Origin of the sequence: Mycobacterium triplex (assembly GCF_000689255.1) — a bacterium.
GTDB classification, from domain to species: domain Bacteria; phylum Actinomycetota; class Actinomycetes; order Mycobacteriales; family Mycobacteriaceae; genus Mycobacterium; species Mycobacterium triplex.
Genome location: NZ_HG964446.1, coordinates 3613997 through 3629812, shown reverse-complemented (window position 1 = coordinate 3629812; position 15816 = coordinate 3613997). Strand labels below are relative to the sequence as shown.

The following is a 15816-nucleotide window of genomic DNA, read 5'->3' as shown; positions in this document are numbered from 1 at the left end:
CGATGGTGAGCCCGGTGGCGGTGCCGCCGGAGGACACTGCGCATCTGGTCGGCGGGATCCCACTGGCCAGGCTGGTTCGCGACTTTCATCGGCCGATGCTGAATTTCGCTCGCACGATGGTGGATTCGGCGACAATAGCCGAAGAAGCGGTGCAGGAGGCGTGGGTGCAGGTGCTGCAGTCGTCGGCTTCCTTCGAAGGTCGCTCCTCGGTGGGCACCTGGTTGTTCGCGATCGTGAAGAACACCGCGTCGCGACATCGGCGCCGCGAGTCCAGGATCCGCGACCACGAGGTGCTGGCCGCTGCCGAGACCGACCCGTTGTCGGGCCGGATGTATCCCGCCGGCCACCCCGACGCCGGGCATTGGAGTGACCCACCGTCGCGGCGCTTTCTTCCGGAGGACCGCACGGTGGCCCAAGAGTTAATCGGCTACCTGCGCGCGGCCCTGGACGCGTTGCCCGAACGGCAGCGGCAGCTTGTCGTTCTGCGTGATGTCGTCGGTACCTCGGCCGAAGAGGCCGCGGAGATTCTCGACCTCTCCGCCGCGGGGCAGCGCGCGCTGCTGTACCGCGCCCGGGGCAATCTCCGCAACCAACTAGAGAAGTGGTACCGCCAATGACAGTCCACGACAACACAATTCCCGCGATCGACTGCGTCGATTTCGTCCGTCTGGTCGACGACCTGGTCGACACCGATCCCGACCAGTGGGGTCCGATCGTGGCCAAACATCTCGCGGACTGCCCGCCATGTCTGGTCTATCTGCAACAAATGATCGACCTCAAGGTGCTGCTCAATCACGTCTTTGACACCGAGAAGCTCAGCGGGGACCAGGTCGCCGGGGTCGTCACGGCAATCAACAAGTTCAGAGGTCCTGAAGTCCCGGCGGTTAGGGACTAAAGGCTCACGACCGGCGACGCTGCGATCAATAGCGTTACTCCTGACGAAAGGAGTACGAAATGTCGACGCCTGTCAAACAACTCGGAATTGTGGTCGCGGTCGACGGCTCGCCGGCGTCGAACGCCGCCGTCGTCTGGGCGGCCCGTGACGCGGCGATGCGCAACATCGGGTTGACCCTGTTCCACGCGGTGGTGACTCCCACCACGACGTGGCCACCGGTTCCTTACCCCGACTCGCTGTTGGTCAAGCTGGAAGACGACTGCCGCCGGCAACTCGCTCATGCACTGAAGCTTGCCGAGGAGGCAATGCCGGCAGACCGCAAGGTCGCCATCACCAAGGAGTTCGTCTATTCGAGCCCGGCGCTGGCCCTGATCAAGATGTCCGACGACGCCCAGATGATCGTCGTGGGCAGCTCGGGTCGTGGCTTACTGGCGCGCGGTGTGCTCGGTTCGGTGAGTTCGACCGTGGTGCGGCACGCCAACTGCCCGGTCGCGGTCATCCGCGACGAAGACGTGCCGGACCCGCAGCACGGCCCCGTCCTGCTGGGGATCGACGGCTCACCGGCTTCCGAACTCGCAACGGCGATCGCGTTCGAGCAGGCGTCCCGTCGCGGCGTGGACCTGGTGGCCCTGCACGCCTGGAGTGACGTCGCCGTGCTCGGGCTTCCCGCATTCGACTGGGAGGCCGTGCAGGCCGAGGCCGAGCGCAGTCTCGCCGAAACCCTGGCGGGCTGGCAGGAACGCTATCCCGATGTCACCGTGCGCCGGGTGCTGGTCCGCGATCTACCGGCCCAACAACTCATCGAGCAGTCGAAATCCCTTGCGGCGCAGCTGGTGGTCGTCGGCAGTCACGGCCGCGGTGGCCTCACCGGTCTGATCCTGGGCTCGGTCAGCAACACCGTGCTGCATTCGGTGAAGGTGCCGATCATCGTCGCGCGACCGACGTAGCGGGTTGGCCGAACCGGCCGTCGACGACGCCGGCTGCCCATGCGCACAGCGCGGGAAGGTCGCGCCCGGCCCGCATGACCGTCCGATCGGGGCGGATCAGCGCGGCCGTGGCGCGGCCTCCGCGTAGCCAGCGCGCGAGGCCGTCGCCCGGCTCGGCAACCAGCACGACGAACCCGCGCCGACGCAGGTCGCCTTCATCGGAGACGCTCGGGCGGCGCGTGGTGATCAGGGCGAAGCCGGTTCCCAGGACGTCGTCGAGCCGTCGGCCATCGCGCAGCCGCGGGTTGGGGCACAGCGTGCCGCCGAGCTGGCCGGGCCGGCGTGATCTGCACACCAGGGCCGAAGCCGCCAACGCCGGTGTGGTGGAGTCGACGACCTTGTCGCGCAGGCCGGGGAGCAGCCGCAGCCGGGGCAGCACCACGCGGCGTAGCGCGTCACCCACCCGGGCGCCACCGGTCATTGCGCGACCGACATTGAGCGCCAACCGAATCAGGCTCTTGGTGTGCGGTTTGCGTTCCTGCTCATAGGAGTCCAGGACGCTCGGGGCAAGGGCTCCGTGGTGAACACCGGCGATCTTCCACGCGAGGTTCATCGCGTCGCGGATGCCGGCGCCCATGCCCTGGCCGATGAATGGGGGGGTGAGGTGTGCCGCGTCGCCCAGGATGAAGATGTTGCCCCGTCGCCACCGCTGCGCGATCTGAGCGCGAAACGTGTACTCCGCGACGCGCAGCAGCGACAGCTCGCGGTCGTCGACACCGGCGGTCCAGGGCCTGATCAGCGGCCGCAACGCGGTCAAAGTGGCGAAGTCGTCGGCGCGTTCGCCGTCGAGCAATCGGAATTCCCAGCGGTAGCGCGACGACCCGATGCGCATGTACGTTCCCGCGCGGACCGGGTCGCACACCTGGTGTACGCCTTCCCACTGGCGCAGGTCCGCGTCGGTGGCGACGTCCACCACCAACCAGCGTTGCTCGAAATTCAAATCGTTTATGGCCGAGCCGATTTGGGTGCGCACCAGGCTGTTCGCGCCGTCGCATCCCAGCAGGTAGTCGGTGTCCACCCGATGCACCGTGCCGTCGGTGCGGTCGGTGAACGTGACCCGCACACTATCTCCGGTGTCGCTCACACCGGTCACCTCGACGTCGCCACGCAGCTGAGCGTGCTTGTAGCGCTTCAGGTTTGCCCGCAGCACGGCCTCCAGCTCGGGCTGGTCGAACATGTTGGCCTGCGGGAAGCCGTTGCGGCTGCGGGCGGTGTCGCGGGTGAACTCGGCGAGGATCCGGAATCGATCGTCGAGCAATCGCAAACCCAAAGTCGGGCGCGAGATCGCCGCGAATTCGTCGGCGATGCCGAGCCGGGCGAAGACGCGATAGATCTCGTCGTCCAGGTGTACCGCGCGCGGTCGTTGATACACACCGGACCAGCGATCGAGGACCAGGCTTTCCACGCCGTATTGGGCCAACAGCGTGGCGGCGGTGATGCCGGTCGGTCCGGCGCCGACGATGACGACCGGGACGTGCCGAACAGCCGTGGCGTTCACGCGAATCGGACGACGTTACGCTGTGTTCCGAGGTCGATGGCTCCGTCGTCGGTGGCTACCGAAGCCTCCACGATGTCACCATGCTGCAGATAATTCGGGTTGCCGGCCTGACGGCTGAAGAACAGCTTCCACTTGAGCGAGGTCGGCAACAGGTTACCGATCATCGCCAGCGCCTTGGGCGGTGCGCTCAGCGCGGTGCCGGCCGGGGTGCCGGTCAGCACCAAATCGCCCGGGGCGAGTTCCTGGAACTGGGTCAGTGACTGCAGCGCCTGCAGCGGCCGATACAGCATGTCCGGTTCGACGAGCGCGTTCTGTCTTTCGACGCCGCTGACGCTCAGTCGCAGTCGCAGCTCACCGAAGCGGGCGAGCTCATCGGCGCTCAGCAACACCAGCTGCGGCCCCACCGGGGTGAACGTCGGATACGACTTGGCTTCGTAGAACTGGGTCTGCGGAAGCTGGACGTCGCGGGCCGATATGTCATTGCTGACGACCAGCCCGGCGATGAACTCGGCCAAGTTCGCATCGGAAATGGTTGTGCCGACCGGAATTGCGCGTCCGATCACCAACCCGATCTCTACCTCGTAGTCCAGCAGCCGAACGTGAGAGGGCTTGACGATCTCGTCGAACGGGCCGTTGATCGAGGCCGAGGCCTTGCGGAAGAACGTCAGCGGAACCGACGCCGGGTCCATGCCGGCATCTCTGACGTGCGACTCGAAGTTGGTCATTTGCGCCACCACTCGGCACGGCCGGGTCACCGGGGAAAGCAGCTCGAGGTCGTCCACCGCAACGGTATCCGCGCTTGCGGCGGCATCGATTGCGGCCCGGTCCGACAGCAGCGCGGCCGTCGTCGTCGCGGAGGTCTCGATCCTTGCCGCACCGGCCCGGGTCTTGAGCCACCAGGCGTCGGCGGTGCGCAGTACGGAAACGGTCATGATGTGGGTACTTTCAGTAGGCCGACCAGGCGGCTGATATCGAACTCATTGCTGGCGCGGAGAGCGGTGATCATCGAGAACAGTTCGTGGCGAGCCGATTTCAAATCGGTTCCCAGGAAGTCCTTGGTCGCTGCCGGTCCCCACTGGGCCAGGCCGGAGGCGGCAAATGGTGCCCAGCCGGGTTCGACCGTGTTGTCGAAAAGGTCGCCATCGGCGAAGTGCTCGACCAGGAAACCGTCCGGATCGCGCCAATAGTCGAAGATCTGACTGCCCTGGATGTGCCTGCCGATGCCCCACGACCGAAAATACCCACGCTCGCGCAGGTATTCGCCGCCCACCGCCAGGGCATCGAGATCGCTGACCTGATAAGCCGAATGGACGTAGCGGTTGGCCGGACCCAATGCCACCGCCAGGGTGTGATGATCCGTGGGCGTCGATCCTCGATCACAACGGATGAAACTCATGGTCGGTCCTCGTTCTCGCTGCCCGGGAAAAAACAGGAAGTCGCTGACGACCATCCCCAGGTTGTCCAGGTACCAGTCCAGCGTCTCGAGGTACTTCGTCGTCTGCACCACGAGGTGGCCCAGCCGCTGCACCCGCGCGGGCACCCGCGCCGGGCGCTGGCCCGCGTTGATGCGCGGCGCGTGGTCTCCGAAGTTGAACGTGTGGGGCTGCTGACTCGGCAGTGCCGGCAACTCGTGCATGCCGGCGACGACGCGCACCGGCATGCCGCTGGGGTCGATCAGGTCGACGGACACGCCGCCGAGACTGTCCGGCAGCGGGCGCGCACGGGTGCCGCATCGGTCGGCCAGCCGCAGCACGTCGGCCTCGTCGCCGGCCCGAAAAGCCACGCGGGCGAACCGCGTTCGCGGGCCATGTCGCACGATCACGCAGGGTGTACCCGCCAGGGCGCCGCGCAGCTGAATCTCCTCCGGACCGCGTTGCGCCGCCGAAAACCCGAACGCCCGCGCGAACGCCTCGGCGCGGGGCAGGTCCGGCTTCTCGAACTCCAGCCACGCGATGTCGACGACCTTGATCACCGGATTTCGGGATCGGCCGGGGTGTTCGCCGGGGCGCGCTCCCCGCTCGCTGTGCAGGTCCCGGTGCGTGTGGCTGCGTTGAGGAAACATAACTGACGAAATCGTCACATACGAGCTAACAGTCAGTCAAGGTCTCTGACGAAATCCTCAAAAGTGATGCATACTCATTGGGATGAGCGTGATGCCCGAGCCCAATCGCCTAGAGCGGCGCAAGCAGCGCACTCGGGCGGCGCTGATCAAGGCCGCGCAGCGGTTGATCGCCGAGGGAAAACTCAACGTGCCGGTGCTGGAGATAACCCAGGCCGCCGACGTCGGGATGGGTTCCTTCTACAACCACTTCGACACCAAAGAGCAGCTGTTCGAGGCCGCGGTCGCCGACGTGCTCGACGCCCACGGGGCGATGCTGGACCGGATCACCGAATCGATCGCGGATCCGGCCGAAACGTTCGCGGCCAGTTTCCGGCTGACCGGGCGGCTGTTTCGCCGGCGACCGCAGGAGAGTGAGATTCTGCTGGCGCACGGACCGGCATTGCTGTCGTCCGAACGCGGCCTGGCTCCCCGCGCGCTGCGCGATATCAAGGCCGGCGTCGATGCGGGCAGGTTCGACGTCGAAGATCCAGAACTCGCTCTGGCGATGGCCGGGGGTGCGTTGCTGGGGCTGGGAAAGCTGCTGCGCGACGACCCGGGACGCGACGACGCGCGCGCCGCCGACATCGTCACCGAAAACGTGCTGCGCCTGTTCGGGCTCAGTGCCGACGAGGCTCGCGCGGTCTGCGAGCGTCCGCTGCCCGACGCGCTCTCGGAGGGTTAGCTCACACGTAAATTGGTGTCACGTCGACAAATACGCGATAGTCGTCGATCTTGCCGGCGCCATTCGTGTGATAGATGGTGGCCGCGGCCAGGGTTAACTCGGTGCCGTCGTTGCGTCGATAGGTGGCGTCGACGTGGGCGATCGTGTCGTCGCCGACTTCCCATAGCCGGACGATCGTGTGCTGAATTCCGGCGATGGTGCCGAAAAATCCTGTGACGCCGTCCCTGATCGCGCTCAGGCCCTGATACGAAGGTTCATTGCCGAACGTCAACCGCGCGTTCTCGGTGAACAGACTTGTGAATTTGTCGACGTCCATGGTGTCGACGATCTCGAAAACCTGTTGCGGCTGCAGGTGATTCGGCTCAGTCATGTTTCGACGCTAGTCGGTGTGGCGCGACCGGCGGCTCGATCGAACCCGCTGACAACGGGCGAGTTCATCCTGTCGTGCGCGCGGGGTCGGCGGCTCGCGGGCTGACCAGTTTGGGCCGAAGCGCGACCAGCAGCACCCCGACGGCAAAGACCACGGTGGTCGGCCAGGACAGCCGCCCGTCCGGAGCGAAGCCGACGGCAGCGACGTAGTGCAGGCCGTAGGCTGCCATCAAGGCGCCCAGCAGCATCACCGGTTCGGCCCAGCGCTGGGGCAGCGGGATGCCAAGCAGCGGAAGAGGCGCCGCGAACACCCGTCGTCCCCACCACAGCAACACCAGCTCGATCGCGGTGACCAGGCCGAGGATGGCAATCCAAACCAGTCGGCCCAGCCACCATGCGGCCGTGCCCTCGCTCGGTTGGGGCAAGAGGCCGGCCGGGTAGCCGACGAGCGCCACGATCACGACGGGAATCATGTGCCACAGGTACAGGGCCATCACGTTGTCGTTGCCGACGGCGAGCACGCGTCGAATCGCGCCCGCGCGCAGGATGCGATTGAGCGCGGGCGCGGCCGCCATCGCGAGTCCGGCCTGCGCGCAGCCGAAGGCCAGCATCGCCACCGTCGGCGGTGACGTGTTCTGCACGGCTTCGCCGGGAATGCCGATCATGCTGACCGGATAGTCCGCCAGCCAGATCAGCAGTGCGAGAGCCGTCCCCGAGACGGCGGCCAGCAGCACCGGCCTGCGGCCGGCGAGTAGCCCGCCGCGCCAAGCGATTCCGAGCTGATAAAGCGTTCCCCAGCACAGCAGGTAGTTCAGCCAGCCGAGATCGTGCCAGGGGCCCTTCGTCAAGACGGTGTCCACCAGCGTGACCGCGACGGCCAGCGCCGCCGGCACCCATAGCCCCCAACGCCGGTGTGCGGCAACCGCAATCGGAGTCAGCGACACCACCAACACGTAGACGGCGAGGAACCACAGGTGCATCGCGACCGCCCAGCCCGCGTATTCGAGCAGTGAACCGCCGACACCGTATGCCGCCGCGGCGACCACGACCGCCGACACCAGCGCGATGTAGACCGCCGTCGGGCCCAGAACCCGGGCGAGGCGCCGCCGCAGCCAGGCCTGGCGCGACGTCCCGCCGCTCTCGCGGTGATGTGTCCAGGACACCGCGCCCGCATAGCCTGCCACCAGGAAGAACACCGGGACTGCCTGGAACGGCCACGTCAGCCACTGCGTCCAGGGCATGTCGACGAGCGGATTCTGCCGTCCGAATTGCCCGTCATGGTAGGTCACGGATCCGGCCAGCCAATGGCCCAGCACGATCAGGATCACGCCCGAGACGCGGTAGTAATCCACCGCCAGATTGCGGACCGGACGCGCGGTGTTTGCGTGGTCCATCAGATCGCGGGAAGCTCGACGCGGTACACAGCGCCACGGTACCGGCCTACGACAGGAGAACGTGCGATGAAACAGGCTCAGCTCGGCGACTTGCGGGTCGGCCGTATCGGCTTGGGCGCGATGGGCATGTCCGCCGCCTACTCGATCGGGGGTTTTGACGACGCCGAATCCATCCGCACGGTGCACCGCGCGATCGATCTCGGCGTCACCCTGATCGACACCGCCGAGGTGTACGGCCCGTACGTCAACGAGGAGCTGCTGGCCCGGGCCCTGCAGGGGCGGCGTGACCGCGTGGTGCTGGCCACCAAGTTCGGCTTGATCTCGCACACCGGCCACGACGGCCTAGACAGCAGCCCCGCCAACATCCGTCTCGCGGTGGACGGATCGCTGAAGAGGCTGGCGACCGACCACATTGACCTCTACTACCAACACCGTCTCGATCGCGGCACCCCGATCGAAGACACCGTCGGGGCGTTGGCCGAGTTGGTTGTGGCCGGCAAGATTCGGCAGATCGGTCTGTCCGAAGTCGGCGTGAACACCATCCGCCGCGCGCACGCGGTGCATCCGATCGCGGCCGTGCAATCGGAATACTCGCTGTGGACCCGCGATCCCGAAGACGGGATCTTGGCGGTGCTACGCGAACTGGGCATCGGTTTCGTCCCGTACTCGCCGCTGGGCCGTGGCTTCCTCACCGGCGCAATACGATCCAACGCGGAACTGCCCGACGACGACTACCGCAAGACCAATCCGCGCTTTTTCGACGAGAACTTCGGCCACAACCTGCGCAGCGTCGACGAGCTCCGCGAGATCAGCGCCGACGTCGGCGCCACAGCGGCTCAGGTCGCGCTGGCCTGGCTGCTGTCCAAGGGGTCTGATATCGCGCCGATTCCGGGAACCAAAAAGGTTGCCCGCCTTGAGGAGAACGTCGGCGCTGACGGCGTCGAACTCTCGGCTGAGCAGCTGGCCCGGCTCGACCGACTCACCCCGGCCGTCGGCGGCCACCACGCCGAAGCACAACTGGGATGGATCGACCGTTGAGCGCTGGCTACAGCGAACGCTTCAAGGCTGCAACGGTTTCCAGGTCGTCGAGGGCCGCGACACCGCGTCGCACGCCTTCCATCGCGATGTCTTCGACCTGCATGCCGCCCATTCCCGCGGTGATCAACGGGGCGACGTACGCGTAGAGCGCGCCTTGCCGATAGCGCAGCCAGAGGTCTTCGCGGTCCAGGTCGGGTCCACCGGCAGCCACCAGGGCTTGCCGGTAGATGTCGAGCAGCTCGCGCTGAGCGCTCTGGCGGTCTTCGGGTGTCAGGCTGGTGATCAGGGTGTAGGCCAATTCGCGGGACGGGTGTCCGCGTCGGACCGCCTGCCAATCGAGCAGCCCGGCCTCGCCGTCGCGGAAGTACATGTTGCCCGGGTGGGCGTCGCCGTGCATGACCGTGTGCGGGGGAGTGTCGATCAGCGCAGCGACCGCGCGGTAGTTCTCGGCGATGAATCGGCCGTTCTCCACCGGTATCGAGGTGCGCTCGCCGAGTCGCTTCATCGAGGTCGTCATCAGTGAGCCGGTCAACAGCGAGGTCACATCGCCCGACGGGGTGTACAGCCACCCCAGCGGTCCGCGCCCGTTGTGGCGCATGCGGTCCCAGAAGGTTCCGTGCAGGGTCGCCAGCAGCTCGACGATGAGGCCGGCCTGGTCGGTGCTCAACGGGTGCAACGTGTCCGGGAAGACGCACGACTCGGGGAGGTCTTCGAGCACCAGCAGGTATCGACCCGTCCACGTGTCGAAAGCCGCGCCGTAGGCGACCGGGACGCCGGCCAACTCGGGGGCGAGCTGGCTGTAGAAGCGCACTTCGGTGTTGCCCAGCCGACCCAGCTCACCCATCAACCGGGTCGCCGCGGTCTGTGCGGTGATCTTGACGAACACCGACTCCGGTACGTCATTGCCGGTCAGCACCAGCCGTGCCCGCGACGAGGTGCCCGCATCGCTGGCCAGGACGCGGATCGACCTGACGTTGCGGCCCATGACGCGCGACAGCGCCGCGGTGTTGAGGTCGCCCACCGTGCGGGGCAGCCCCGCCCGACTGCCGACGACGGCGTCGGTGGTCACCCGCCCGATTCCCCGGCCGAGATGTGCGGCCAGTCCCACGACGGAAAGGGCCTGCTCAACGGCGTTTGTCATCACTGTCCATCCCTGTGTGCGCCGCTGCGGGATCCGCGAAGAGCAGGCGCGTACGTGTTGCCAAGACAAAAATAACTCAATGTCTGGACATCAGACAAAGCAAGGCTAATGTCTGATCTGTGGCACCAGGGCTCGTACCAGGAACTGCTCGACGAATTCGCGCTTGTCGGCCACGGGACGGTGGCGCCACGCGGGTGCCAGCAGGAACAACGTCGTCGTACTCAGCCACTCGACGATCGAGCGGGGATCGAGGTCGGCGTAGAGCCTGCCCGCCTCCTTCCACCGCTGCAGCAGCGGGCCGTAGTGCGCCAACATCAGCTCCACCATCGGTTCCGACCCGTGCTGGAGAGCCGCGGGTACCGCGGTGCTCTCCGCGGCGAACAGCGCCTCGTTCAACGGGTTGCCCGCCACCGACTCCACCCGCGCCAGCACCATCTCGGGCAACGAGCGCACCGGGTCGTCGGGATGGGGTAGCGAGCCGACCAATTCGCCCAGCGCCGTGTCGACCCGCGCCAGCATCAAAGCCAGCAGGACCTCGTCGCGGTTGGGGAAGTACCGGTACACCGTCGAGCGGGATACTCCGGCTTCGTCGGCCACCTCGGCCATCCGGATCTGGGCGTTGCCCCGACGCACGATGCACCGGCGCGCAGCCTCCAGCAGGCGCCTGCGCGCCTCCTCGTCGTCGAGGATTGCGCGGTCGTCGCCCCACCACCGGCTCGGCTCCATGGCAGCGATAGTAGGGGATGTGTTGTGCCATTGAGTATCTGATGCGCGTGGTTTCTTGGAAAACTTTTCATCGATGTAGCTCGATTTTTAAAACCGTTCGATGGCAATAGATTTCGCTGCCAGGTAGAAAGGCAACTCATGGGTTACAGTGCCGCCGACGAGTCATTCACCCATCAACTGCCCACGACGTTCGATCACGTGCACGATCCCGATCCGACATGGTCGGACCGCTGCTACTTCTTCGCCGCGTCGCCGGACGGCACGCTGCTGCTGGCCAGCGGCTACGGCAACAACCCGAACACCGGCACCGGTTTGGGATACGTCAAGGTCAGCCTGGCCGACGGCCGGCACTGGGATCTGCTGGCCGGCCATCCCATTCGCGGTGGTGGTCGGGGCGATCTGAGTGCCGGCCCGATGCGCTGGACCTGCGTCGAGCCCCTGAAGAAGTGGCGTCTGGACGTGGAGCCCAACGATTCCGGCATCGCGTGGGAACTCCATTACGAGCCCACCGCGCCGATGTGGGAGCTGTTGCCGATGAAGGTGCGCGACTCCGACGGCCGGATGCTGGCCGACATGTACCACATGAAAGAGCCGGGGCGCTGGACAGGTTGGGTGCAGATCGACGGTGAGCGGATCAGCGTCGACGGCTTCCACGGCGGCCGGGATCGCACCTTCGGGGTGCGGGTCTCGGACAAGATCGACTTCTGGTTGTGGCTCGATGCCGGCTTCGAAGACCGCGCGATCGAGGCATGGATCATCGAATCATCTGATGGCACAGTCAATTACGTAGACGGCGGTATCGTCCACCATGACGGCACGCTGTCGAAGCGGTTCGTGAAGATCGAGCACGACGTCGAATTCGACGGCGACCGTAAACGGCCCGCCCGTGCCGTGCTCGTCTTCACCGACGAGGACGGCAAGACCTACCGGGTGACTGCCGACACCCCGCATCAACACGTCAACGCCTACTACGGCCTGCCGATGGCGCACTGCCAGTATCGGGACCTGGGCGACGGCGGGTACTTCATCCACTTCCAGTGGGACAGCAATGATTCGGACCAGCTCAGCGAGGCCGAGGGCAAATCGATGGCGCTGGACCAGCTGATGCGCTTCGATCTCGGCGGCGGCGACACCGGATGGGGAATCTTCGAGTTGCTGATGGGCGGCCAGGGCTACACCCGCTACCCGAACTGGGCGGCGATGGACATGTCGGCCTTCACCCAGGACAAAACGCCGGTCGAGCGGTTGTCGGACGAGGGAGTACGCCAATGACGCAGGACGCCAACGTTACTGAGCGCTTGACGGCGTGGCTGCGCACGCAGGTGTCCGATGCCGACGATGTCCGCGTCGAGGGTCTCGACCGGGTGAACTTCGGGCATTCGGCCGAGATGATGGTGCTCACGGTCGTGATCGGGGACACCCGCCGCGATGTGGTGCTGCGGCTGCGGCCCAAGCCGCCGGCGCTGCTGGAGCCCTACGATCTCGCTCGTCAGTTCGAGATCCTGCGGGCCTTGCAGGACAGCGCGGTTCGTGTGCCGAGGGCACTGTGGCTCGAGGACAGCGGCGAAGTCCTGGGGCGGCCGTTCTTCGTGATGGAGCGGGTCGGCGGGGACGTCTATGAAATGGAAGCACCCGTCGACGCGCCGGGCGCGATGGTGGTGCGAATGTGCCAAAGCCTGGCCGAACACCTGGCGGCAATCCATTCCGTCGACCTCAAGCAGACCGGGCTCGACGCACTCGACGACGGCCGTAACCACCTGCGGCGCGAACTGGACCACTGGGCAACCGAAATGGACCGGGTCAAGCGGGATTCGCTGCCCGCACTGGAACGGTTGCTGCAGGCATTGCGGGACAGCCAACCCGAGCCGTGCCCGAAAGTCACCCTGGTGCACGGGGACGCCAAACCGGGGAACTTCGCGTTCACCGGCGGCGAAGTCAGTGCGGTTTTCGACTGGGAAATGACCACCGTCGGTGACCCGCTGACCGACATCGGCTGGCTCGAACTGCTCTGGATGCAGCCGGTCGGCATCACCAGTCATCCCGATGCACTGGACATCGAGGCACTCCTGGATCACTACCAAACGGTCAGTGGGATCACGCTGCGGAACCGTTCTTGGTACCGCGCGTTCAATGCGTACAAGATGGCCGTCATCTGCCTGATCGGCGCGATGCTGGTCGACGGCGGGCACAGTGACGATCAAAAGCTGATGCTCGCGGCGTACGGCACCTCCATGCTGACCCGAGTCGGGCTGTCCGAGCTGGGTATCACCGAGCCGCTCGACGACGGTCCGGTTCTCCCGCGCGACGAGCGCATGCAGGCTATCGTCCAAGCCGGGCAATGACGGGAGAACAGCCATCACTCGCGACAAGAAACTGGTGATCGGAGCCAGCGGCTTTTTGGGATCACATGTCACACGTCAGCTTGCCGCCTCGGGTGCCGACGTGCGAGTGATGTTGCGCCGCACCAGTTCCACCAGGGGCATCGACGATCTCGCGGTCGAGCGCTGCTACGGGGATGTCTTCGATGACGACGCCCTGCGGGCCGCGATGACCGGCTGTGATGTCGTCTACTACTGCGTCGTCGATGCCCGGATGTGGCTGCGTGACCCGGCGCCGTTGTTCGCCACGAATGTGGTGGGCCTGCGCCACGTGCTGGACGCGGCGCTGCAAGCCGACCTGAAGAAGTTTGTATTCACCAGCACCGCAGGCACTCTGGCGATCAGCGACAGCCGGCCGGTCACCGAGGAAGACCCGCACAACTGGCACGAGGGCGGAGCCTACATCGAAGCTCGGGTCGCGGCGGAGAACATGCTGCTGTCATACGCGCGGGACAAGGGCTTGCCCGCCGTCGCGATGTGCATATCCACCACCTACGGCCCGCTCGATTGGGCGCCCACTCCACACGGCTCGATGCTGTCTCTCGTTGCCAACGGCCGGTTTCCGTTCTATCTCGGGTATTCCTCCGAGGTGGTGGGCATCGAAGACGCCGCCAAGGCGATGCTGCTGGCCGCCGAACGCGGGCGAAGCGGCGAGCGTTACATCGTCTCTGATCGGTACATGAGCGTGCGCGAGTTGCACGCGATTGCCGCTACCGCCGTGGGCAGAAAGCCGCCGCGCATCGGCATCCCGATGTCGATGCTGCGTGCCGGCTCGCGGGTCAACGACGCGTTGGCGCGGCTGCTCGGGCGTGACCTGCCTTTCGCCTACGCCGGAATGCGGATGGCCGAATTGATGTCGCCCCTGGACCACGGCAAGGCCGAGCGCGAACTGGGATGGACACCCGAACCCGTCGAAGACTCGATCCGCAAAGCCGCGGTTTTCTTCGCTTCGCGCAACTAGTCTGCTTGCCGATCGGCGTGCGCCAGCGCCGCTGGGCCGTACTTGTTTTCGATCATCGACCAAGGGTCGGCGTACGGACCACGGCCCTCGGCGCGGTTCTGTACCTTGATCGCGATGCGCAGCACCGGCCGCAGCATCGGACCCAGGACACGTAGGACGATGCGCATTTTGCCCTGCGATTCACCAATCCAGGCCATCGTCTGTTTCCAATCGTGCTCTTGAAAGTCAAGCAGGGCTTGGGCTTCGGTGGTGTCGTACCAGCCGGTGAAACTCCAGCCCCGGTCGTCGTCGGGATCGCCGGGCAGGCCCACCGACGGACCGAGGCGACCCAGGCCGACGGCGCTCATCAGGTCGCCCTCGAGCTCGTGCTCGAGCATGACGCACGTTTCGTTTCCACCGATCAGCAGCGCCTTGCCGGAGATCGTGGCTTCGCGATCGACACCGTTGGCGAATGCCAGCGCCGCGTCTCGTGCGTCCACGGTGTGCAGGCGATTGTCGACCGGCATGGAACGCATGATCACCAGATTGTCGCCGTCGATACCCCCCGATTGGGTGTCCGGCGAGATGACGCCGGCGAGCCGGTACAGCGCATGCGGCAGACCGCTGGCCCGGATCGCGGCTTCGGCCAGCACTTTGTCCTGCCCATATTGATCGATGGGGTTGACCGGGGTATCGGGGGTGATCCGCTCCGGGTACCGGTACGGATTGCGCGAGCCGTAAACCGCGGCACTGGACGCCATCAGGAACAGTGGGGGGCGCGGCAGCGCGGTGGCAGCCGCCAAAAGGTTCTCGGTGCCGCCGACGTTGACTTTTCTTGCCAGCGCCGGATTTCGGTACGACGCCGGTGAGACCACCGCCGCGAGGTGCACGATGGCTCCCGGCTGATGCGTCATGACCAGCTCGCGCACCGCGTCGGCGTCGGTCAAGTCGACGTAGGCGGGAATCAGTGCCTCAGGCTTGGCGCTGGCCGACAATTCTTGTTGCACCGCAAGGGTTTTGTCGTTGCGCAGGTCGGTCGCGATGACCGTTCGGCCTCGATCGAGCAGGATTTGCACGCATCGCTTGCCGACCTGTCCGAACGCGCCGGTAACCAAGATGGTGTCCACAGTCATGAAGTTTCCTCCTATTTCTCCAGCAGCCGGTTGGCGAACCTGGCGGCCGTATCGCGGATCCGGTTGGAGATGTAGAACGAGAAAACCGGCGTGACGATGTCCTCTCGCAGGCGAGTTAGCTTGGAGCTCTTGATAAGCCACTGCCCGGCTATGTTTTCGTAGGTCTCGTGGTAGTGGCCGTAGCCCACCAGGTGCAGCCCGGGACCGAATCGCACGACGTCTTGCAGTGCCCACACCCCGCGCGCCGTCGTCGCCGACGTGAGTTCGATCTCGGGAGCGTGCACCTGATGCGCCGTGGCCTGCGAGGGGCGGCCGATGCTCTTGCGGGTGAACGCGACGAAGTCGTCGGCGCCGGCGATCAGCTTGCCCCCCGCCTCGGAGGTGTCGCTGACGAAGTCGTCGGCGAAGATCGCACGCCACGCCGCCCAGTCCTTGGTGTCCAGGTACCGGCAGTAACGCGCTTTGAGCTGTTTGATGGATTCGATTGCCAGCAGCGCTGCGGCCGTGTCGTCAGCTGTCACCGGCCCAGCCTGAC

The 15816-nt window shown here is 66.0% G+C and carries 17 protein-coding genes; 8 read left to right on the top strand and 9 right to left on the bottom strand.

From position 1 onward, the window contains the following. The first annotated feature begins 2 nt into the window (after positions 1-2). From BN973_RS16855 to BN973_RS16845, 3 genes are read left to right on the top strand one after another with little or no spacing between them, the layout of a single operon-like run. Entirely contained in the window at positions 3-617 is a 615-nt protein-coding gene (locus tag BN973_RS16855; RefSeq protein ID WP_036469534.1) for an RNA polymerase sigma factor, read from the top strand. Beyond that, the gene (locus BN973_RS16850; RefSeq protein ID WP_036469532.1) at positions 614-895 is read left to right on the top strand and encodes a hypothetical protein; all 282 of its coding nucleotides are present in this window, start codon (positions 614-616) and stop codon (positions 893-895) included. Before BN973_RS16855 ends, BN973_RS16850 begins: the two co-directional genes overlap by 4 nt. Before the next feature lie 59 nt (positions 896-954). Continuing rightward, positions 955-1842 carry a universal stress protein gene (locus BN973_RS16845; RefSeq protein WP_036469531.1) on the top strand — a complete coding sequence of 296 codons (888 nt, stop codon included), beginning with the start codon at positions 955-957 and terminating at the stop codon, positions 1840-1842. On the opposite strand, the gene mhpA is transcribed toward BN973_RS16845, so the two are convergent. From mhpA to BN973_RS16830, 3 genes are read right to left on the bottom strand one after another with little or no spacing between them, the layout of a single operon-like run. Further along, the gene (gene mhpA / locus BN973_RS16840) at positions 1820-3379 is read right to left on the bottom strand and encodes a bifunctional 3-(3-hydroxy-phenyl)propionate/3-hydroxycinnamic acid hydroxylase MhpA (RefSeq protein WP_232232101.1); all 1560 of its coding nucleotides are present in this window, start codon (positions 3377-3379) and stop codon (positions 1820-1822) included. The genes BN973_RS16845 and mhpA overlap by 23 nt on opposite strands. Further along, the gene (locus BN973_RS16835; RefSeq protein ID WP_036469528.1) at positions 3376-4311 is read right to left on the bottom strand and encodes a fumarylacetoacetate hydrolase family protein; all 936 of its coding nucleotides are present in this window, start codon (positions 4309-4311) and stop codon (positions 3376-3378) included. The genes mhpA and BN973_RS16835 overlap by 4 nt, the downstream gene beginning before the upstream one ends. Further along, complete coding sequence (locus BN973_RS16830; protein WP_036469527.1) at positions 4308-5441, bottom strand: VOC family protein; 1134 nt, start codon at positions 5439-5441, stop codon at positions 4308-4310. The genes BN973_RS16835 and BN973_RS16830 overlap by 4 nt, the downstream gene beginning before the upstream one ends. An 82-nt stretch (positions 5442-5523) precedes the next feature. Between BN973_RS16830 and BN973_RS16825 the strand changes: the two genes are divergently transcribed. Beyond that, positions 5524-6162: a TetR/AcrR family transcriptional regulator gene (locus BN973_RS16825; RefSeq protein WP_036469526.1), complete on the top strand. Its 639-nt coding sequence runs from the start codon at positions 5524-5526 to the stop codon at positions 6160-6162. 1 nt (position 6163) lies between these two features. Here the strand turns inward: BN973_RS16825 and BN973_RS16820 are convergent, their stop codons facing one another. Together BN973_RS16820 and BN973_RS16815 are read right to left on the bottom strand one after the other, a co-directional pair. Beyond that, positions 6164-6532 (bottom strand): nuclear transport factor 2 family protein, encoded by a 369-nt coding sequence (locus tag BN973_RS16820; RefSeq protein WP_036469525.1) that lies wholly within the window; start codon positions 6530-6532, stop codon positions 6164-6166. Between the two features lie 64 nt (positions 6533-6596). Beyond that, a complete protein-coding gene (locus BN973_RS16815; protein WP_036469524.1) occupies positions 6597-7925 on the bottom strand; it encodes an acyltransferase family protein in 1329 nt (442 codons plus the stop codon). 66 nt (positions 7926-7991) lie between these two features. Between BN973_RS16815 and BN973_RS16810 the strand changes: the two genes are divergently transcribed. Further along, on the top strand, positions 7992-8963 hold the full coding sequence (locus BN973_RS16810) for an aldo/keto reductase (protein WP_036469522.1): 972 nt from the start codon (positions 7992-7994) through the stop codon (positions 8961-8963). A gap of 7 nt (positions 8964-8970) precedes the next feature. Here the strand turns inward: BN973_RS16810 and BN973_RS16805 are convergent, their stop codons facing one another. Beyond that, entirely contained in the window at positions 8971-10104 is a 1134-nt protein-coding gene (locus BN973_RS16805; protein ID WP_036469520.1) for a phosphotransferase, read from the bottom strand. A gap of 105 nt (positions 10105-10209) precedes the next feature. Further along, entirely contained in the window at positions 10210-10830 is a 621-nt protein-coding gene (locus tag BN973_RS16800; protein ID WP_036469519.1) for a TetR/AcrR family transcriptional regulator, read from the bottom strand. A 138-nt stretch (positions 10831-10968) separates the two neighbouring features. On the opposite strand from BN973_RS16800, the gene BN973_RS16795 reads away from it, so the two are divergent. The 3 genes from BN973_RS16795 to BN973_RS16785 are packed head-to-tail and all read left to right on the top strand — an operon-like array spanning position 10969 to position 14169. Beyond that, a complete protein-coding gene (locus BN973_RS16795; RefSeq protein WP_036469517.1) occupies positions 10969-12102 on the top strand; it encodes a DUF7064 domain-containing protein in 1134 nt (377 codons plus the stop codon). Next, positions 12099-13172, top strand: a complete 1074-nt coding sequence (locus tag BN973_RS16790; RefSeq protein WP_036469516.1) for a phosphotransferase family protein — start codon at positions 12099-12101, stop codon at positions 13170-13172. Before BN973_RS16795 ends, BN973_RS16790 begins: the two co-directional genes overlap by 4 nt. A 13-nt stretch (positions 13173-13185) precedes the next feature. Beyond that, the gene (locus BN973_RS16785) at positions 13186-14169 is read left to right on the top strand and encodes an NAD-dependent epimerase/dehydratase family protein (RefSeq protein WP_036469515.1); all 984 of its coding nucleotides are present in this window, start codon (positions 13186-13188) and stop codon (positions 14167-14169) included. Here the strand turns inward: BN973_RS16785 and BN973_RS16780 are convergent. Next, positions 14166-15281, bottom strand: coding sequence for an NAD-dependent epimerase/dehydratase family protein (locus BN973_RS16780; RefSeq protein WP_036469514.1), 1116 nt, complete (start codon positions 15279-15281; stop codon positions 14166-14168). The two genes, BN973_RS16785 and BN973_RS16780, sit on opposite strands and share 4 nt — an antisense overlap. 11 nt (positions 15282-15292) lie before the next feature. After that, positions 15293-15802 carry a nuclear transport factor 2 family protein gene (locus BN973_RS16775; protein ID WP_036469513.1) on the bottom strand — a complete coding sequence of 170 codons (510 nt, stop codon included), beginning with the start codon at positions 15800-15802 and terminating at the stop codon, positions 15293-15295. Positions 15803-15816 lie beyond the last annotated feature (14 nt).